This is a genomic window from Caballeronia sp. NK8 (assembly GCF_018408855.1).
Taxonomy (GTDB): domain Bacteria; phylum Pseudomonadota; class Gammaproteobacteria; order Burkholderiales; family Burkholderiaceae; genus Caballeronia.
Window position 1 is genome coordinate 1,275,759 of the sequence record NZ_AP024323.1, and the last position, 18,241, is coordinate 1,293,999.

The window sequence follows — 18,241 nt, forward strand, 5'->3', positions numbered from 1 at the left end:
TTGTCGTTAGTGTTAATTCACGCTGACCCATTCGAGCCGGCCCAACTTTGTGGCAAGATCAATCCGCGCATCGTCCCATTCCGCCGACGTCTGAATGCGCCGTTGCTTCGCATTGGCCAACGCGGTCTGCGTGTTGAGCAGTTCGACAATGTTGCCGACTCCAGCGTCATATCGACGTTGCGCAGCAACCCACGAACGCTCAGCGATCGCCAGTAAGCTCGCGCTGGTCTCGGCATTCTTCGTCGCGCCGTTCAATGTCTGGTAGCTGGTCCAAACCTCAAGCGCAACCTGCCGCCGAGTCCCGTCCAGCGAAACAAGTTGCCGCTCGGCTTGTGCAGTGGCCTGCTTGATCTGATATTGCCGACCGAATCCCTCAAAAAGAGGAATGCTTATTTGCACGCCGATAAAGGCGTCGTTCCCGGTTGCCGGATACGTCGGCATACTGAGTCCCAGACGCTGCGGTTGATCGTTCCGGCTGTATTTGCCGACTAGGCTGATGCTCGGCAGGCCCTGTGCACGCGTCTGCGTGACCTTCGCGACGGCGGCATCGTACTGTGCCTGTGCTGCGCGCACCGAAGGATGGCGCTCCTTGGCGCTCGCAATCATCTCGTCAATGGATTCGGCGATGTCTCGGACAGTCGGCGCATCGGCTGAAGAGAGCGGCACGTCAACGGGGAGCGTGGGATCGAATCCCATGTCCGATGCAAGCGTGCCGAGCGCCTTTTGCGCGTCGGTATATGCCTTATTGAGGGCAAACACCGCTTGTTCGTACTGTGTTTGCGCTTGCAAGGCATCCGTGACGGGTGCGACGCCCTTATCGCCCACTCGACGCGCGCCGAAGTAACCGAGCGGCAAGGCAACCAGATGCCGGAACAGGCGGGCTCCGAGTTCGACGTCGATCCGGTTTGTGGTGTGAGCAAAAACATAGTTGCGCAGACCTGTCAGCAAAACTTCGAAAATGGCGCAGATGAATAAGGCCATGCAGACCACATTGAGGGTGCTGAAGGTGCGATTCACCAACACCTTATCCATCACGACCTGGAACATGAGCGGCGTAACCAGCCCGAAGACTTGCAAGGCGAGCGATACGCCGAGCACTTCCAGCAGCAGCTTTCGATAACGGACGATCGCGGGGATGAACCATGAGAAATCAAAGCGCGCCAGTTCGCCCGCGAGGGAGGCACGAGATGCGAACAGAATCATTCGCCCATCGCTGAACGCACTCACATCCTCAAGCGGTTTAATGATTGGCGTGGCAGCTCCGGGTCCCAACAACAACGCCGTTTTTCCATCGGATTTGGCAAGGATGAAATGCCTTCCGTCACGGCCCAATATCAGCGCGGGGAGAGGGGTCGTCGCAAGCGCTTCCGCTCGAAGCATGACAGTCCGTGCTTTGAGCCCCAGTGAGCGCGCTGCGCGTAGTAAATCTTTTTCCGTGATCTGCCCGTCATGCCCGACGCAATGGTGCTTTAATTGCGCCGCGTCTGCTGAAATTCCGTGAAAGCGCGCAATCGTAACCAGTGCTGCTATCCCGTAGTCTTCAACTGGATTTGATTTATCATTTTTTTGATTCGACATCGGTCTTTTTGTATAGTCTTTTCGCGAAAATTCAGCAACGTATTGCGTTACTTCTTAGCTTGATTTCGGTGGCAAAATTTGCTTTATGATTATTTCAATTTGCAAAAATCAAAAACGCTAGCATGTTCCGATGATTAATATCAGTCAATAAATCGGAAAAATCCCAAAATCTTTAAAGGCTTAAGCAGCGCATGCGTGGAACTCCGGCGCGTGGTGTCTCCCTGCATTTCGACAGCGATGGCACGGCAAGGCGCACGCGGGTGGCCCCGTTTCTTTGGACGGTTCAGTGGTAACCCGAGGGTAAGTCAAGAGTTGAACGCGCGGAGAGAAGCGTTCATATACGCCGCGTTCAACGAGCACGCCGCGAAACCTTTACCCGTGCGAGTGGTCCTAAAGCGGTTGCGAACGTGCGACAGTCCCGCGACCAGTGTGTCAAAGTCTGTCGACGTGGCAGATTTTTAGCGGGGATATTGAGGAGGTAGACGCGCTGAATATTCGGCGAAATCTATATCAATCGATGATTTGCGATTTATAAACAAATTTCTTTGCAGCAGCAAAGAAATTGACTGCCGCCCCGCACAGGGGCGACGCTAATAGACCGGCGCGAATACAGGATCCGACGACAACTCAAGCGCAAGCAAAAAGTCCCCTCACTCCCTAACCACCCGCAACGGAAAAACGATCCGCGAAGCCACCAACCCCAACGCCCCACCAAGCAACGTCTCCCAGGCCCGCGCGGTCAGCAGCCCGACCGAATGCACCCCACTCGCGGCCAGCGTCACGACCAGCACGAACGCGAACGCCCCGCAGGCGATGTCATACCGCTCCGGCAACGCCATCGCATAAGCGATCATCGCCAATGCGGACAATGTCCACACGACAACCGGCCAATGCTCCGCGAGCGGCAGACACACGAGCCCGAGCGGCACCCCGACAAGCGTCCCATAGATACGTCGCCGCACGCGCTCCGCCGTACCCACCGCCGACGTCGCCACGACATACACACACGCCGTGATCGCCCATGCCGATTCCACGAGCCCGATCGCACGATTCAGCAGCACCACCACGAGCGCGCCGCACGTCGCCTGCAACCCCATCGCGAACGCGGGCGATATCGCGTGACGTCCATAAGCGGGCTCGGACGCCAGCGCCGGCAGCACGGCCGGATGCTCCGCCGGCCCGCTCAGCACCCGCGGCACGATCGCCGCCAGCATGCCGATCAGCAGCGCGAACAGAATCGCCCTTGAATCGCCGGGCGCGAGATTCATCCCATAGGCGAGTAACTGTCCGATATAAAGCTGCGAGCCGATGCCAGCGCCAGTCACCCCGAAGCGCTTCAGATAGCCCGCGAAGAACGCGCCCGTGACGAGCACGAGCTCGGAGCCGCCGCGCCCGTATTCACGCAGCATCGGCCCGAACAACGCGAACGTGAGCGCGCCGAACGCAGCGGCGATGCACAGCACGGCGAGATCGCGGCTCGATTCGAAACGCGTCGTGCGCGCTTCGGACACGCTCGCCCACAGCGCGAATCCGCCCGCCAGCGCGCCGACGGACACGCCGGCCGGCACGCTCTGCGTCACGTCCTGCAACGCGCCGAGCGCCGCCGCGAGACCGTATGCGGTGACGAGCCGCAAACCCTTGATGCGCCGATGCGTACCCGGATCGATGCGATCCAGCCACGCGAGCGCCGCCCGCCCGCGACGCGCGGCCGACTGCACAAGCGTCAACGCCGATTCCGCGAGACGCGTTTTCGCGTCGCCGATGTGCTGCTCGTCGTCCATGGAGATCCACCGAGGGAGAACGCGCTCCAACGCATTCTAGGCGATGCCGCGCCCCGCGTTCCGCCTTCGTGCGCGTGCGCCGCGCGCCGCCGCTTCGACGATGCAGTCGGCAAGGCGCGTCGCCGCGTCCGGCTCATCGGCACGCGCACGCCGCGCCCGCTCGACAAGACCGATCTCGCGATGAAACGTCTCGTCGCCGAGATCGAGCGCCACCACACCGCGCGGCCACGCGCCGATGCCGTCCGACACCGGCACGAGCGCCACGCCCAGGCCCCGCGCCACCAGCTGCGCGATGCCCGGCAACTCGTCGACTTCGATCGAATCGCGCACCGCGATGCGGCGCTTCGTCAGAAACGTGTCCACCTGCCGGCCGCCGAACGAGCGCCGGTCGTAACGGATGAAGGGCTCCGACTCGATCAGCTCGCGCCATCGCGCGCCCTTCTTCGCAGCGGGCGCGAGCAGCACGAACGGCTCGGCGGCGAGCGTGCGCCATCGCAGTTCCGCAGGCAGCGAAAACGGCGGACGGATGAGCACGGCCATGTCCATCTCGCCCGCATCGACGCTCGCCAGCAGACTCAGCGACACGCCCGGCACCAGCCGGATGCGCCACGCGGGAAGCACGCGCCGGAACGCGCCGATCGCATCGGGCAGCAGCGCCGCATGCGCCGACGCGATTGCGCCGACCGACAGCGAGCCGCCACGCCCGTCCTCGCCGTCCGGCTCGGCGAGGCGCGCATAAAGCGCGATCAGTTCGTCGGCGAGTTCGAGCGTGCGCTTGCCCGCCTTGTTGAGCGTCGCGGAGCGGCCGGTGCGGTCGAACAGCGCGACGCCGAGATGCGCTTCGAGCCGCTGCATCTGCGCGCTCACGGCCGATTGCGTGAGACCGATGTGCGCGCCCGCGCCCGCGAATGTGCCGTGGCGCGCCACCGCGATGAAAGTCTGAAGTTCGCGCAGCATGTCGATTCATCGAAAATATTGGGGCTGACTCCCGCAATATATCGTTTTTCAACACAAATATTTATCAATACACTGAGGCCTTCGTTCCCCACACGTCGAATAAGGATTCATCGCCATGAGCACGACTCAGCACGCCATGCCGCCGTTTCACCTCGCGTTTCCCGTTCACAGCCTCGCCGCCGCGCGCGAGTTTTACGGCGAGTTGCTCGGCTGCCCGGAAGGCCGCAGTTCCGACGCCTGGGTGGATTTCGATTTCTACGGGCATCAGATCGTCGCGCATCTCGCACCCGATGAAGCCGGGCATCGCACGACGAGCGCGGTCGATGGCGACGCCGTGCCGGTGCGCCACTTCGGCGTCGTGCTGTCGATCCCGCAATGGGAGGAACTGGCCGACAAGCTGCGCGCCGCCGGCACGCGCTTCGTCATCGAGCCGCATGTACGCTTCAAGGGCGAAGTCGGCGAACAGGCGACGATGTTCTTCCTCGATCCGTCCGGCAATGCCGTCGAGATCAAGGCGTTCGCCGACATGTCGTCGCTCTTCGCGAAGTAACGCGCGTCGCGCTTCCAGTCCCACGACACGCGCCTGACGGATTCTTTACCGGATAGAATCCGCTCTGCGCGCGACGTGCGCGACATCGGGGAGACGCGAGTATGGGACCTTCTGAAGGACGCCGCCGCTTTCTGGGCGCGGCGCTATGCAGCACGATCGCCGCATGCGGCGGTGGTTCGGATTCCGACAACGCCAACGCATCGGAATCGTCGGGCGGCACGCAAACCGGCCCCGTGCCGGACGCGCAAGTCAACGCCGCTCTATCCCAGCTCGACACCCTAGCCAACAATCTTTTGAGCAGCACCGGCATACCGGGCATGGCCATCGCGGTCGTGCGCGGCACGCAGACCGTCTACGCGAAGGGCTTCGGCACGCGGCTCATCGGTTCGGGTCAGCAGGTCGATGCCGATACCGTGTTTCAGCTCGCGTCGGTGTCGAAGTCCGTGGGTGCGTCGGTCGTGGCGCATCAGGTGGGCGCGGGCGGCATCGCGTGGAACACGCCGGTGCGCGCGCATCTGCCGTGGTTCACGCTCTCCGATCCAGAAGTGAGCGCGGCCGTCACCATCGGCGATCTGTATTCGCATCAGTCCGGCTTGCCCGACCACGCGGGCGACAAGCTCGAAGACATGGGCTACTCGCAAACGGAAGTGCTTCAGCGGCTGCGCTTCCTGCCGCTGCATCCGTTTCGCCATTCGTACTTCTACACGAACTTCGGACTTACGGCGGCGGCGGAGTCCGTGGCGGCCGCTGCGGGCATCGACTGGGCGACGCTCTCCGATACCGCGCTCTACAAGCCGCTCGGCATGACGAGCACGAGTTCGCGCTATGCCGATTTCATCGCGCGGTCCAATCGGGCGACCGGACATGTGAAGCGCGGCAATCAGTGGGTGCAAGGGCTGGGCACGACGCCCGATGCGCAATCGCCCGCGGGCGGAGTGAGTTCGTCGGTCAACGACATGGCGAAGTGGCTCGCGATGATGCTCGGCGCGGGTGTCTTCAACGGCAGCCGCATCGTCGATGCGGCCGCCCTCGCCGCGGCCACCACCGCGCAGGCGCAAAGCTCGCCGCCGGGCGGTGGCAATCCCGCGGGCTATTACGGCTACGGCTTCAACGTGGGCCAGACGAGCGCCGGGCGTGCATCGTACAGCCATTCGGGCGCGTTCAGCGCGGGCGCGGCGACCAACTTCATGGTGGTGCCGTCGACGAATCTCGCGATCGTCGCGTTGACGAACGCATTTCCGATCGGCGTGCCGGAAGCGCTCAACCAGCAGTTCTTCGACATCGTGCAGTTCGGCTCGATCCAGCGCGACTGGTACAAGCTGTACAGCGATGCGCTGGCGCCCCTGTCGAAGCCGTCCGGCTCGCTCGTCGGCGCGACGCCGCCGGCCTCGCCGCTGCCCGCGCGTGCGCTGTCGACTTACATCGGCACGTACAGGAACGACTACTTCGGGCCGATTCAGGTGGTCGATCAGGGCGGCGCGCTCGCGATTCTCATCGGCCCGCGTCCGATGACACTGCCGCTCTCGCATTGGGATGCCGATGTCTTCACCTTCACGCTCGTCAACGAGAACGCGAATCCCGGCACGATATCGAAGGTATCGTTTCTCAGCGATCGCGTGACGCTCGAGTACTACGACGAGGACGGGCTCGGCACCTTCGTGCGCTGATGCGCGTCGCGCGCTACTGGCCCGAGCCGCTCGCGCTGACGGGCGCGCCGGGGCCGCTCGGCGTCGCTGTCCCGCTCGGCGCGGTGGACGAGCCCGCGTTCATCGGACTCTTGTGCGCCTGCTTCGAATGCGTGGACTTGTGCGCGTGGGACTTCGACTGTGCGGGCTGCGTCGTCGTTTGCGCATTGTCGCCGGCCTGCAGGCCCGTGTTCGAGCTCGGCGGATTGTCCTGCGCGAAAGCGGACGCACAGACGAGCGCAAATGCGCCCGCGGTGGCGGGAAGGGCGAAACGTTTCATGTCGATCACTCCGGTTGGCGGTTTGCAAAATGCGATTCGTGCGGCTTGATTTGCCTGCCGGCCGCCGCGCGCGCAGCGGCCGGTTCGCACGATACGAGTCAGCACGCGCTATGCCACGGTCTGACGATTCACAAACACCGGAGCGCGCACTGAAAGGCGCGTCCGCCCGGATCTTCAGGTTCTGAACACGGCGACCGCGCGCTTCAGTTCTTCCGCCTGCACCGCGAGCGCGGCGGCGGCGGCCGTCGCCTGTTCGACGAGCGCCGCGTTCTGCTGCGTGACGGCGTCCATCTGCGTGATCGCGACACCCACCTGCTCGATGCCCTGCGTCTGTTGCGACGAAGCGGACGAGATCTCGCTCATGATGTCGTTCACGCGCGTGACGGACGTGAGGATCTGCTTCATCGTGTCGCCGGACTGCTGCGCGAGATCCTGCCCCGCCGTGACGTTCGTCACGGATTCGTCGATGAGCGTCTTCACATCCTTCGCCGCCGCCGCGCAGCGCTGCGCGAGCGCGCGCACTTCCGATGCGACCACCGCGAAGCCGCGCCCGTGCTCGCCCGCGCGCGCCGCTTCCACGGCCGCGTTCAGCGCGAGAATGTTGGTCTGGAACGCAATGCCTTCGATGACGCCGATGATATCGACGATCTTCTCCGAGCTGCCCGCGATCCTGTCCATCGTCGCAACGACGCCGAGCACGACGCCACTGCCGCTTTCCACCGTCGACGACGCGCTCGCTGCAAGCTGGCTCGCCTGTCCGGCGTTGTCGGAATTCAGACGCACGGTCGAGGTGAGCTCTTCCATGCTCGATGCCGTTTCCGCAAGCGACGCCGCCTGTTCTTCGGTACGCGACGAAAGATCGTGATGGCCGTCCGCGATTTCGCGGGACGCCGCCGTGATGCCGTCCGCGACCAGCTTGATCTGCGCGATGGTCTGCGTGAGACGCGACTGCATCGTGTGCATCGAATGCATGAGGCTCGATTCGTCGCCGCGCGTCAATTGCACGGTCTGCGCGAGATCGCCCGCCGCGATGCGCTGACAGACGATCGCCACATCGCGCGGATCGCCGCCGATGCTCTTCAGCACGCCGCGGATGATGAACGCCATCGCGAGCGTCAGCGCCGCGCCGATCACAACGATCAGCAGCAGCGACTTGAGCACGATCGCATGAAAGGCCGCGTCGATGTCGTCGATATACGCGCCCGTGTAGACGTGCCAGTCCCATTCGCGCACGTAGTCGCCGTAGGTCATCTTCTGCAGCGGCTCCTGCTCGCCCGGCTTCGGATACAGATACGTCGTGATGTGCGAGCCGTCGAGACCATGTTTCACGATCTCGGCGGTGAAATGCTTGCCGGTGCTGTCGATGAAATCGTTGATCTTGTTTTCCGTGTCGGGGCGCACGGGATTCAGGACCTGGAACAGCTTCGAATCGAGGATGCCGAGATAGCCGCTCGTGCCGTAGCGAATCGCCCGCACGCTGGCGATGGCCAGCTTCTTCGCTTCGTCTTCGGGCAGCGCGCCGCTTTGCGCCTGTTTGACGTAGAACCTGACGACGCTGGTCGCGGATTGAACCTGCTCGGCGAGCGCGCTTTCACGGTTGCGCATCAGCGAGTGTTTCGTGGAGATCGCGTTGAGCGCGCACAGCAGGATGAGACTGAGCCATACGAAGCCCACGGTGCTCATGAGCTTGGTCTTGAAGGAAAGTTTATTCACGATCGGGTTGAAGGGGCCGGTGGGTGCGCCGGGGCAGGCGCTCGCTTGCGAGCTTCCGATCGTGAGCCGTTTTACGTTTGCGCGCGCGCATGCGGCGCGGCCTCGTGATCGAAAGCTACGTGCAATTTATCGGCAGGGCGTGAGGGTTCTTTAGCGGCGCGATGCGTGGCGCAGAAAATGACAACGCCCCGCGTAACCAAAGTCACGCGGGGCGTTGCCTGCCACGATCAATCGAATCAATGCCCGACTGGCTCGGTCGATTTGAGATCGCGAGCCGCGGCTGTCTGCGGATGCGCAGCCTGCTTGATCAGCAGCGCGACCGCCGAAATGACGCCCGCCACCGCGATGGTCGCGAAGATGCCGCCGAAGCTGAAATGCAGGCGCGTCAGCTCGGCGACGAGGAACGATCCCGCGATGCCGCCGAAGCGACCGATGCCGAGCATCCACGCGACGCCCGTGCCGCGGCCCTGGGTCGGATAGAACGCGGCGGCGAGCGCCGGCATCGACGATTGCGCGGTGTTCATCAGCACGCCCGCGAGGAACACGATGAGCACGAGCAGGCCCACGTTGCCCACCGCCTGGCCGATCAGATACACGCTCACGGCGGTGAGCGCGTAGCACGCCGCGATGATGCGGTTCGCGTTGAACTTGTCCATCAGCACGCCGCACAGCACCGCGCCGACGCCGCCGAGCGGGAACAGCGCGGAGATGAGCGTCGCTTTTTGCGGCGGCAGGCCGGATTCCTTGAGCAGGATCGGCATCCAGTTGATCGACGCATAGAAGATCACGAGGCCCATGAAGTACGCGAGCCATAGCATCACCGAACCGACGATGTACGGGCGCGACAGCACCACGCTGATGCCGCTTTGCCCCGTTGCTGCGGGCGCGGTTTCGGTCATGAAGAACGAGCCTGCCTGCATCGCGTCGGACGAAATGCGCGCGAGCGTCGCGCGAATCCGTTCGACGGGCTTCGCCTTCGCCACCATGTAGCGCACCGATTCCGGCAGCTTGACGATCAGCAGCACCGACAGCACGAGCGGCGCGATGCCGCCGAGCATCAGCACGCTGCGCCAGCCGAAATGCGGAATCATCCACGCCGCGAGAAAGCCGCCGAACGCCGCGCCGAGCGGAAAGCCGCAGAACATCAGGTTGATGAGCGTCGCGCGGCGCTTGTCGGGGCAGAACTCGCTCATCATCGTGACGGCGTTCGGCATCGCCGCGCCGAGACCGACGCCGGTGATGAAGCGCAGTGTCGTCAGTTGCGTGATGTCGGCGGAGAACGACGACGCGAGGCACGCGAGCCCGAACAGCAGCACCGACGAAAGCAGCATCGCGCGACGGCCAAGCTTGTCCGACAGCGGCCCGGACAGCAGCGCGCCCGCCGCCAGCCCGAACAGCGCCGCGCTCAGCACGGGCGCGAGCGCCGGACGGCTGATCTGCCATTCGGTGACGAGCGAAGGGGCGATGAAGCCGATGGCGGCGGTATCGAAACCATCCAGCAGCACGATCACGAAGCACATCACGAAGATGAGCCACTGAAACGGCGAGAACGGATGTTCGTTGATGAACGTCTGTACGTTCACGGCAGGACTTCTACTCACTTCATTCCCTCTTCGATAGTTGATGCGTGCCCGATCGGCATTAAAGTTCGCTATACGAACACTGATTCACATAGCGAACTCGCGAGAGGGTACTGAAGAAGCTTGCGCCTCGTCAACGCGGGCTTACCCGTGTATGACGAAGCGCTGACGCGTGGCTATCGGAAAGAAGGGAAATGAAGCGCGCGCCGTCAGGACACGCGCCGGCCCGCGCGCCAGGTTTCGCGCGGCACCTGCACGCCGTCCACCGACGCAACGCGCACGAAGTCCGCGCGCAGGCCCGTCGCGATGGCGCCGCGATCGGTCAGACCGGCCGCGTGCGCGGGCGCCCACGACACCGTCGCGACCGCGCGCGGCAGCGACCAGCCCGCCTTCGCGACCAGATCGAACACGGCGATCAGCAGGCTCGACGGCACATAGTCCGACGACAGAATGTCGAGCAGACCTTCGCGCGCCAGTTCCAGCGCCGACACGTTGCCTGAATGCGAGCCGCCGCGCACCACGTTCGGCGCGCCCATGATCGTCGCGATGCCGTGCTCGCGCGCGGCGCGCGCCGCTGCGAGCGTCGTCGGGAATTCGGCGAGCGAGATGTTGTCGCGCGCCGCTTCCTCGACGTGCTCGACGAGCGTGTCATCGTGGCTCGCGAGCGAGATATTCAGCCGCCTGCAACGCTCGACGATCTCCGCGCGATGCTTGGCCGCATAGCGTTCCTGATGCTCCGCGAGTTCGGCGAGGATCTTGCTGGCGTGCTCGTCGCTCCACTTGCCGTGACGCTCCTGGTACTTGCGCCACTTCGCGTGGTCCTGCCATTGCCGTTGCCCCGGCGTGTGATCCATCACCGAAGCCAGTCTGAACAGCGGATGCGTGGACAGCGAATCGAACACTTCGACCACATCCGTCGTGCCCACTTCGCAGCGCAGATGCAGGAAGTGATCGGCGCGCAGGAGATCGCGCTCGACGAACTTGCCGATCGACTTCGCGCACTGCACCTGCAACTCGCGGCCGCGCACGCCGTCTTCGGGACGCGAACCGACGCCGAGCGCATCGAACACGGTCGTGATGCCCGCCGACGCCACTTGCGCGTCATGGACGATGATCGCCGCTTCGTGATTCCACAGCACGCCCGGACGCGGCGCGAGATGCTTCTCGATGTTGTCCGTATGCAGCTCGACGAAACCCGGCAACAGATAATCGCCACCCCAGTCCGCTGCCTCGCGCGCGGCAGTATTGCCCGGCGCGATCTCCGCGATACGCCCGTCCTCGACGCGCACGGTTCCTACGAAATCTTCGTCGCGCGTCACGATGCGCGCATTACTGATCAGCATGTCTGCAACACTCCGGAGTCGGTTTGGATGGATGCTGCGCTGGCGCTCGCGAGCCGCACGAGGCGGGTCGCGACGCGCTCGCGCGTGTCCTCGTCGTGAAAGATGCCGACGATCGCAGCGCCCTTCTCGCGCGCCTCGACGATCAGATCGGCGACCACGTCGCGGTTCTCGGCATCGAGCGACGCGGTGGGCTCATCGAGCAATAGCAGCGGATGCGCCGCGATCAGCCCGCGCGCGATGTTCACGCGCTGCTGCTCGCCGCCGGAGAACGTCGCGGGCGCGAGCGTCCACAGGCGGCGCGGCACGTTGAGGCGTTCGAGCAACGCGCTCGCGCGTTCGCGCGCTTCGGCTTCATCGACGCCACGCGACACCAGCGGCTCGGCGACCAGATCGAGCGACGATACACGCGGTATCGCGCGCAGAAACTGGCTGACGTAACCCATCGTCGTATTGCGCAAGCGGATGATGTCGTTCGGCGCGGCGTCGGTCAGGATGACATGGCGCGACGAACGGCTGTCGTCGCGAATCGCGATGGTGCCGCGCGTGGCGAGATAGTTGCCGTACATGCAGCGCAGGAACGTGCTCTTGCCCGCGCCCGATGCGCCCGCGAGCACGACGCACTCGCCGCGCTCCACATCGAGCGACACACCCGAGAGCGCGGCAATGCGCGCCCCGCCCTGCTGATGCAGCGTGAAGGTCTTTTCGATGCCGCGCGCCTGCAACATCAGACGGTTGTTGTCGATAAAGGAATTCATGGTCATGTCTCGCACCTCAAACGGGCAGCACCGACGCAACGAGCGTCTGCGTATAAGGATGTTGCGGATCGTCGAGCACCTGATCCGTCAGGCCGCTCTCGACAACACGTCCGTCCTTCATCACCATCAGCCGATGCGCGAGCAGACGCGCCACGCCGATATCGTGCGTGACGATCACGGCCGCGAGATGCAGCTTGCTCGTCAGTGTGCGCAGCAGATCGAGCAGACGCGCCTGCACGGATACATCGAGGCCGGCGGTGGGTTCATCCATGAACACGAGGCGCGGTCCCGTCACCAGATTACGCGCGATCTGCAGACGCTGTTGCATGCCGCCCGAAAACGCCGCAGGCAATTCGTCGATGCGCGCCGCATCCAGTTCGACGCGGCTCATCCAGTCCGCCGCCGTCTCGCGCAGGCGACCATAGTGGCGCGCGCCGATCGCCATCAACGGCTCGCCGATGTTCGCGCCCGCCGATACATTGCGGCGCAGGCCGTCGCGTGCGTTCTGGTGCACGAAGCCCCATTCGGTGCGTGACAAGAAACGCCTGCGCGGTTCGGCGAGCGTCAGCAGATCGAGCGTTTCGCCGTCGCGCGTGCTGTACGCGAGCGCGCCGCCGTCGATTTCGCTGCGTAACGCGAGCGCGTTCAGCAAGGTCGACTTGCCCGAACCCGATTCGCCGACGATGCACAGCACTTCGCCCGGATGGACCTCGAGATCGACATCGACGCAACCGCCGCGTCCGTCGTAGCGCTTGGTCAGGCGCGTTGCTTTGAGCAGTGCGTTCATTGCGCCACCTCATCGTCGTCGCGACGGCTGTGGCAGTAGTCGCTGTCGGAACAGACGAACATGCGCGTGCCCTGATCGTCGACGATCATCTCGTCGAGAAAGCTTTCGTGCGATCCGCACAGCGCGCAGGCGTGTTCCCACTTCTGCACGCTGAAGGGATGATCCTCGAAATCCAGGCTTTTCACTTTCGTATAAGGCGGAATCGCATAGATGCGGCGTTCGCGGCCCGCGCCGAAGAGTTGCAATGCGGCGTTCATGTGCATCTTCGGGTTGTCGAACTTCGGGATCGGCGAGGGCGATGTCAGATAGCGGTCGTTCACCAGCACCGGATAATCGTAGGTCGTCGCGATGCTGCCGTGCTGCACGATATCCTCATAGTATTTCACGTTGATGAGGCCGTAGTCCGCGAGCGCGTGCAGTTTGCGGCACTCGGTCACGCGCGGCTCCAGCCGGAACAGTGGCTCGGGCATCGGCACCTGATAGACGATGATCTGTTGCTCCGTGAGCGGCGTTTCCGGAATGCGGTGACGCGTCTGCACGATGCTCGCATCGGCGGTGCGCGTGGTGGTCGCGACGCCCGCCGTGCGCGCAAAGAAGCGGCGGATGTTCACCGCGTTCGTGGTCTCGTCGGAGCCTTGATCGATGACCTTCAGCGTATCGCTCGCGCCGATGATCGCCGAGGTCACCTGCAAGCCGCCCGTGCCCCAACCGTAAGGCAGCGGCATTTCGCGCGACGCGAACGGCACCTGATAGCCCGGCACCGCCACCGCCTTGAGCAGCGCGCGGCGGATCATGCGCTTGGTCTGCTCGTCGAGATAGGCGAAGTTATAACCTTCGGTGAGTGCGTTCATGCCGCATTCTCCTTGTTGTCATCCGCGCCATGCGCCGCACGCAAGCGGCGAAGCAATTCCAGCTCGGATTGAAAATCGACGTAGTGCGGCAGCTTCAGATGCTGCACGAATCCCGACGCTTCCACGTTATCGCTGTGATACAGCACGAACTCCGGGTCCTGCGTGGGCGAGCCCACGGATTCGCCCAGCTCTTGCGCGCGCAATGCGCGATCCACCAGCGCCATCGCCATCGCCTTGCGTTCCGAATGGCCGAACGCGAGGCCATAGCCTTGCGTGAAGGTCGGCGGCACGTCGCCGCTGCCCGCGAACTGGTTGATCATCTGACACTCGGTGATGTCGATGTCGCCGATCTCGACCGCGAAGCCCAGTTCGTCGATATGCATTTCCACCGCGACTTCGCCGTGACGGATCTCGCCCGCGAACGGATGACTGTGCGCGTAGCCACGCTGTGTCGCATAGCCGATCGCGAGCAGAAAGCCTTCGTCGCCGCGCGCGAGATTTTGCAGACGCGTCGGGCGATCGGCGGGAAACGACAGCGGCTCGCGCGAAAGGTCGCCTGGTTCCGGCGCGTTCTCGTGCGCGCGCTCCTGCTCGATCAGACCTTCCTTGTCGAGCATCGAAAGCACGCGCGGCATCGCGCTCGCTTCCACGTCCTTGCGCGCGATCGTTGCATCGCTCACCGCTTCGCCTTCGGCGAGCAGGGTGAAATCGAGCAGGCGTTGCGTGTAGTCGTACGTGCCGCCCAGCATCTGGCCGCCGGGAATGTCCTTGAAGGCCGCCGAGATGCGGCGCTCGACGCACATCGCTTCCGTATCGACCGGCAGCGTGTAACCGAAACGCGGCAATGTCGTGCGATACGCGCGCAGCAGGAAGATCGCTTCGACGAGATCGCCCGCCGCCTGCTTGATCGCGAGCGCGGCGAGGTCTTCATCGTAGACGGAGCCTTCCGTCATCACGCGCGCAACGGCAAGACGCATCTGCTCGCGAATCTGCGCGACGGACAACTCCGGCACGGCGACATCGCCGCGACGCTGCTTCGCGAGCACGTCCCATGAACGTTCGATGGCGCGTTCGCCACCCTTGACCGCGACGTACATCAGTTCACCTCCACGAGCGTCGTGCGCGGCAGGCCGACGAGCGCGCCGCCCGCCACGAAGTAGCAATCGATGCCGCACGGAAACAGCGCGGTGAGCGCCGCGCGCTCGCGCCAGAACTCGCGCGACAACCCCGCGATGCCGACGGTGCGCGACTCCGCGATGCCGGGGCCGCGCCACACGAGCGGCTCGCCTTCGCTCAGCGACGGCACGCGGATGAACAGCGTCGCGGCGTCCTCGGGCGCTTCGGGATCGCCGTGCGAGAACGCATCGAGCGAAGGCATGGCGCGCGCATCGTCGAGATAGGCGAACGCGGCCGCGCGGCGATCGCGTGTCAGGGGCGCGCTCGCGTGAAAGCGCAGCGCATCGCCGAGCACCGTGTCTTCGCGTTCGATGAACACCGGCGTCGAATAATCCGTCAGCGCCAGCAGCGAGGCGAACGCCGCGAGCGGCACGCGTCCGGCGAGGCCATCGCGCATGGCGTGATTGTCCGGCAACGCGGCATCGATCGCGACGATGCTGCCCGGGCGCGACAGCGCATCGAGCAGCGCGCGGAATACGCGCTGTGCGTCGTGCACTGTGTCCTTGAAGCCGGGCACGAGCGTGGTCATGTCGATCTGCATCATTCGCCTCTCACCATCGTGAAGAATTCGACCTTGGTCGCCGCCGCTTCGGCCTCTTTGCGTCGCCGTTCATCGGCGATGTGCGCGGCCAGCGGCGCGATCAGTCGCGTCTGCAAGGTGTCCTTGAAACGCGGCATTTGCAGAAGCGCGTCGGCGAGCGCGGCGAGTGTCGCGCGCTCCTTGTCGCGGCCCATGTGCACCGCGACGCCGACGGGCGCGCTGCCGTCGCCGGTACGCAAGCGCAGCGTGGCGCGCGTGACGGTCGTTTCGCCGAGATTGAACGCATCGCCCGTGCCGCCGATGCGCGCGCGCACCATCGCAAGCCCGATGTCCGGCGCGCGCAGCCACTCGTAGTCGGGCACCTTCGCGCCGTCGAGCGCCGCGTCCAGCGCCTGTTTCAGCGTGTCGCGCGGCGTGCGCGCCAGCACCGCCATCCATGCGCGGCGGGCCGGGGCGTCCTGCGGCTCCATTGAAGTACTCATCGCTTTCCCTATGTCTGGAAGGATCCGGTCGTCGTTATGCTACTCGTCGTCTTATCTAGTCGTCTAGACGTTTAATCATGTGGAGAAGCTTTCACATTTTCATCACGAGTTGCGCACTACAATCCGGGAGAACGATATTCAAACCGACAGGAATGACAGCGCAATGACATCCAGTGAAAATGCCGCGCCTCTTCATGCGGTCGAGCGCGGTGCGGGGGTCGCGGTCTGGCGGCAGATCGAACAGATCCTCGCCGCCGAGATCGCCGCGAAGAGCTTCGGCGACGAAGGACGCCTGCCGAGCGAGGCGGAGCTCGCGAAGCGCTTCGACGTGAACCGCCACACCGTGCGCCGCGCGATGCTGCGGCTCGCGGCGACGGGGCTCGTGAGCGTCGAGCAGGGACGCGGCACGTTCGTTCAGCCTGGCGCGATCGACTATCAGATCGGGCGGCGCACGCGTTTCACGGAGAACCTGCGGCGCCAGAAGCATACGTCGGCGGGCGTCGTGCTGAGCTCGGAGCGCGTGAAGGCCGATCCGTCCGTCGCGAAGGCGCTAGGCGTGCGCGCGGGCACGCTCGTCTACCAGATCGAGACGCGTCACGATTCCGACGGCATCCCGATGACCTATGCGCGCAACTGGTATCCGGCCGCGCGTTTCAACGATCTGCCCGAGGCCATCGAGGCGGCGGGCGGCATGAGCGCCGCGCTCGAACGGTTTGGCGTGAAGGACTACACGCGCAAATGGAGCCGTATCGGCAGTGTGCTGCCTTCGTCGGATGTGGCGCGGCGTTTGCAGATCAATCGGCAGCAGCCGGTGCTGTGGGTCGAGAACGTCGACGTCGACGAAAAAGGCGTGCCGATCAAGTACGGCATCACGCATTTCGCGGCGGATCGCGTGCAGCTGCTGGTCGAGCACGATCTATGAGCGTCGCCGCCAAGCCACGCGTGGCGCTCTATTACGCGCCGCCCGCGACGTCCGCCTGGTGGCGCGAAGGCTGCGACTGGCTCGGGCGCGATCCCGAAAGCGGTCGCGAAACTGCGACGCCCGCGCATGCCGTCACGCACGCGCCGCGCCGTTACGGCTGGCACGCGACGCTCATCGCGCCGTTTCATATGGCGCCGGGCGTCGAGCCGGCGGACGTGCTCGCGTGCGCGCGTGCATGGGCCGCTGCCGTGCCGCGCTTCGAGATGCCCGTGCGGCCCGCCGAAATGGGCCGTTTCGTCGCGTTGCGCCCAGCCGTTGCCCGCGACGACGACACGCTTCGCACCCTCGCCGCCGGCGCGCTGCAGGCGCTTCGCGCGGTGCGCGCGATGCCCTCGCGCGAAAGCATCGAACAGCGCATCGTCGATGGCATGAGCGCGCGGCAAATCGCGTTGCTGCGCGAATGGGGCTATCCGTATGTCTTCGACGAATATCGCTTCCACATGACGCTCTCCGACTCGCTCGATGACGCGAACGCACGCGCGTCGATCGTGTCGGAGTGGAATCGCCGCATCGAGACGCTCGGCCCCTTGCCGATGCATGGCGCGGCGCTTTTCATCGAGCCGGAACCGGGCGCGCCGTTCACGCTGTGGCAGCGCCTTCCGTTCAACAACGCACAGGATGTCGTGGCATGACCAAGGTCGACAGCGCAAAGCTGATCTATGTAATGGGGCCTTCGGGCGCGGGCAAGGACTCGCTGCTCGGCTTCGCCCGCGAACGCGTCGGCACACGCGTGATGTTCGCGCACCGCTATATCACGCGCCCGGCCGCCGACGGCGAGAACCATATCGTGCTCTCGCACGACGAATTCGCTTCGAGGCTGTCGTACGGCCTCTTCGCGATGCATTGGGAAAGCCTCGGGCTGCGCTATGGCATCGGCATCGAACTGGATGCGTGGCTTGCGCGCGGCATGCCGGTCGTCGTGAACGGCTCGCGCCAGCACGCGGAACTCGCGCTCGCGCGTTATCCCGACGCGCGCTTCGTGCATATCGATGCGACGCCTGCGGTGCTCGCCTCGCGCCTCGCGCGGCGCGCACGCGAAGATGCGCGGCAGATCGAAGCGCGTCTCGCGCGCCGGCCAGCGTTCGAATTGCCGCCGCATGCGCAGGTCGTGAAGATCGACAACTCCGGCATGCTCGCGGACGCCGGCACGCAGTTCCTCGACTTGCTCTCGCTGGCAAGCTGCGCCTGACGCCACCCCTC

At 64.6% G+C, this 18,241-nt stretch carries 18 protein-coding genes; 5 read left to right on the forward strand and 13 right to left on the reverse strand.

The features are described 5' to 3' along the window. Window positions 1–12: 12 nt before the first annotated feature. The 3 genes from NK8_RS20560 to NK8_RS20570 all read right to left on the reverse strand — a co-directional run bounded on the left by NK8_RS20560 (window position 13) and on the right by NK8_RS20570 (window position 4,316). Entirely contained in the window at window positions 13–1,578 is a 1,566-nt protein-coding gene (locus NK8_RS20560) for a TolC family protein (RefSeq protein WP_213229330.1), read from the reverse strand. 650 nt (window positions 1,579–2,228) lie between these two features. Further along, a complete protein-coding gene (locus tag NK8_RS20565) occupies window positions 2,229–3,359 on the reverse strand; it encodes an FUSC family protein (RefSeq protein WP_213229332.1) in 1,131 nt (376 codons plus the stop codon). Between the two features lie 36 nt (window positions 3,360–3,395). Beyond that, on the reverse strand, window positions 3,396–4,316 hold the full coding sequence (locus NK8_RS20570) for a LysR family transcriptional regulator (RefSeq protein WP_213229334.1): 921 nt from the start codon (window positions 4,314–4,316) through the stop codon (window positions 3,396–3,398). A gap of 115 nt (window positions 4,317–4,431) precedes the next feature. Between NK8_RS20570 and NK8_RS20575 the strand changes: the two genes are divergently transcribed. Continuing rightward, window positions 4,432–4,866 carry a VOC family protein gene (locus NK8_RS20575; protein WP_162067855.1) on the forward strand — a complete coding sequence of 145 codons (435 nt, stop codon included), beginning with the start codon at window positions 4,432–4,434 and terminating at the stop codon, window positions 4,864–4,866. A gap of 101 nt (window positions 4,867–4,967) precedes the next feature. Continuing rightward, the gene (locus NK8_RS20580) at window positions 4,968–6,533 is read left to right on the forward strand and encodes a serine hydrolase (RefSeq protein WP_213229336.1); all 1,566 of its coding nucleotides are present in this window, start codon (window positions 4,968–4,970) and stop codon (window positions 6,531–6,533) included. A 13-nt stretch (window positions 6,534–6,546) separates the two neighbouring features. Here the strand turns inward: NK8_RS20580 and NK8_RS20585 are convergent, their stop codons facing one another. The 10 genes from NK8_RS20585 to phnG form a co-directional block, all read right to left on the reverse strand. Beyond that, window positions 6,547–6,831: a hypothetical protein gene (locus NK8_RS20585; protein WP_213229338.1), complete on the reverse strand. Its 285-nt coding sequence runs from the start codon at window positions 6,829–6,831 to the stop codon at window positions 6,547–6,549. A 174-nt stretch (window positions 6,832–7,005) separates the two neighbouring features. After that, the gene (locus NK8_RS20590) at window positions 7,006–8,544 is read right to left on the reverse strand and encodes a methyl-accepting chemotaxis protein (RefSeq protein WP_213229340.1); all 1,539 of its coding nucleotides are present in this window, start codon (window positions 8,542–8,544) and stop codon (window positions 7,006–7,008) included. A gap of 236 nt (window positions 8,545–8,780) precedes the next feature. After that, complete coding sequence (locus NK8_RS20595) at window positions 8,781–10,145, reverse strand: MFS transporter (RefSeq protein WP_213229342.1); 1,365 nt, start codon at window positions 10,143–10,145, stop codon at window positions 8,781–8,783. A gap of 188 nt (window positions 10,146–10,333) precedes the next feature. After that, on the reverse strand, window positions 10,334–11,467 hold the full coding sequence (locus NK8_RS20600; RefSeq protein WP_213229344.1) for an alpha-D-ribose 1-methylphosphonate 5-triphosphate diphosphatase: 1,134 nt from the start codon (window positions 11,465–11,467) through the stop codon (window positions 10,334–10,336). After that, window positions 11,461–12,228: a phosphonate C-P lyase system protein PhnL gene (phnL, locus tag NK8_RS20605; protein WP_213229346.1), complete on the reverse strand. Its 768-nt coding sequence runs from the start codon at window positions 12,226–12,228 to the stop codon at window positions 11,461–11,463. Before phnL ends, NK8_RS20600 begins: the two co-directional genes overlap by 7 nt. A 10-nt stretch (window positions 12,229–12,238) precedes the next feature. Further along, a complete protein-coding gene (phnK, locus tag NK8_RS20610; protein ID WP_213229348.1) occupies window positions 12,239–13,009 on the reverse strand; it encodes a phosphonate C-P lyase system protein PhnK in 771 nt (256 codons plus the stop codon). Next, entirely contained in the window at window positions 13,006–13,860 is an 855-nt protein-coding gene (locus NK8_RS20615) for an alpha-D-ribose 1-methylphosphonate 5-phosphate C-P-lyase PhnJ (RefSeq protein ID WP_213229350.1), read from the reverse strand. The genes phnK and NK8_RS20615 overlap by 4 nt, the downstream gene beginning before the upstream one ends. Then, a complete protein-coding gene (locus tag NK8_RS20620; RefSeq protein ID WP_213229352.1) occupies window positions 13,857–14,957 on the reverse strand; it encodes a carbon-phosphorus lyase complex subunit PhnI in 1,101 nt (366 codons plus the stop codon). Before NK8_RS20620 ends, NK8_RS20615 begins: the two co-directional genes overlap by 4 nt. Then, window positions 14,957–15,580, reverse strand: a complete 624-nt coding sequence (gene phnH, locus NK8_RS20625; protein WP_213229354.1) for a phosphonate C-P lyase system protein PhnH — start codon at window positions 15,578–15,580, stop codon at window positions 14,957–14,959. Before phnH ends, NK8_RS20620 begins: the two co-directional genes overlap by 1 nt. Beyond that, window positions 15,577–16,059, reverse strand: coding sequence for a phosphonate C-P lyase system protein PhnG (gene phnG, locus NK8_RS20630; RefSeq protein ID WP_213229356.1), 483 nt, complete (start codon window positions 16,057–16,059; stop codon window positions 15,577–15,579). The genes phnH and phnG overlap by 4 nt, the downstream gene beginning before the upstream one ends. Window positions 16,060–16,222: 163 nt before the next feature. Between phnG and phnF the strand changes: the two genes are divergently transcribed. Genes phnF through phnN form a run of 3 tightly spaced genes read left to right on the forward strand, consistent with a single transcriptional unit; the run spans window position 16,223 to window position 18,230 of the window. Continuing rightward, window positions 16,223–16,981: a phosphonate metabolism transcriptional regulator PhnF gene (gene phnF / locus NK8_RS20635; protein ID WP_162067866.1), complete on the forward strand. Its 759-nt coding sequence runs from the start codon at window positions 16,223–16,225 to the stop codon at window positions 16,979–16,981. Continuing rightward, a complete protein-coding gene (locus NK8_RS20640) occupies window positions 16,978–17,673 on the forward strand; it encodes a DUF1045 domain-containing protein (protein WP_213229358.1) in 696 nt (231 codons plus the stop codon). The genes phnF and NK8_RS20640 overlap by 4 nt, the downstream gene beginning before the upstream one ends. Next, entirely contained in the window at window positions 17,670–18,230 is a 561-nt protein-coding gene (gene phnN, locus NK8_RS20645; protein WP_162067868.1) for a phosphonate metabolism protein/1,5-bisphosphokinase (PRPP-forming) PhnN, read from the forward strand. Before NK8_RS20640 ends, phnN begins: the two co-directional genes overlap by 4 nt. Window positions 18,231–18,241: the final 11 nt, after the last annotated feature.

Coding starts and splice junctions, on each gene's coding strand:
- phnK (WP_213229348.1), bottom strand. CDS start 13,009: ATGAACGCACTGCTCAAAGCAACGCGCCTGACCAAGCGCTACGACGGA.
- phnN (WP_162067868.1), top strand. CDS start 17,670: ATGACCAAGGTCGACAGCGCAAAGCTGATCTATGTAATGGGGCCTTCG.
- NK8_RS20615 (WP_213229350.1), bottom strand. CDS start 13,860: ATGAACGCACTCACCGAAGGTTATAACTTCGCCTATCTCGACGAGCAG.
- NK8_RS20570 (WP_213229334.1), bottom strand. CDS start 4,316: ATGCTGCGCGAACTTCAGACTTTCATCGCGGTGGCGCGCCACGGCACA.
- NK8_RS20620 (WP_213229352.1), bottom strand. CDS start 14,957: ATGTACGTCGCGGTCAAGGGTGGCGAACGCGCCATCGAACGTTCATGG.
- NK8_RS20560 (WP_213229330.1), bottom strand. CDS start 1,578: ATGTCGAATCAAAAAAATGATAAATCAAATCCAGTTGAAGACTACGGG.
- phnL (WP_213229346.1), bottom strand. CDS start 12,228: ATGACCATGAATTCCTTTATCGACAACAACCGTCTGATGTTGCAGGCG.
- NK8_RS20575 (WP_162067855.1), top strand. CDS start 4,432: ATGAGCACGACTCAGCACGCCATGCCGCCGTTTCACCTCGCGTTTCCC.
- NK8_RS20640 (WP_213229358.1), top strand. CDS start 16,978: ATGAGCGTCGCCGCCAAGCCACGCGTGGCGCTCTATTACGCGCCGCCC.
- NK8_RS20580 (WP_213229336.1), top strand. CDS start 4,968: ATGGGACCTTCTGAAGGACGCCGCCGCTTTCTGGGCGCGGCGCTATGC.
- NK8_RS20565 (WP_213229332.1), bottom strand. CDS start 3,359: ATGGACGACGAGCAGCACATCGGCGACGCGAAAACGCGTCTCGCGGAA.
- NK8_RS20585 (WP_213229338.1), bottom strand. CDS start 6,831: ATGAAACGTTTCGCCCTTCCCGCCACCGCGGGCGCATTTGCGCTCGTC.
- phnH (WP_213229354.1), bottom strand. CDS start 15,580: ATGATGCAGATCGACATGACCACGCTCGTGCCCGGCTTCAAGGACACA.
- phnG (WP_213229356.1), bottom strand. CDS start 16,059: ATGAGTACTTCAATGGAGCCGCAGGACGCCCCGGCCCGCCGCGCATGG.
- phnF (WP_162067866.1), top strand. CDS start 16,223: ATGACATCCAGTGAAAATGCCGCGCCTCTTCATGCGGTCGAGCGCGGT.
- NK8_RS20600 (WP_213229344.1), bottom strand. CDS start 11,467: ATGCTGATCAGTAATGCGCGCATCGTGACGCGCGACGAAGATTTCGTA.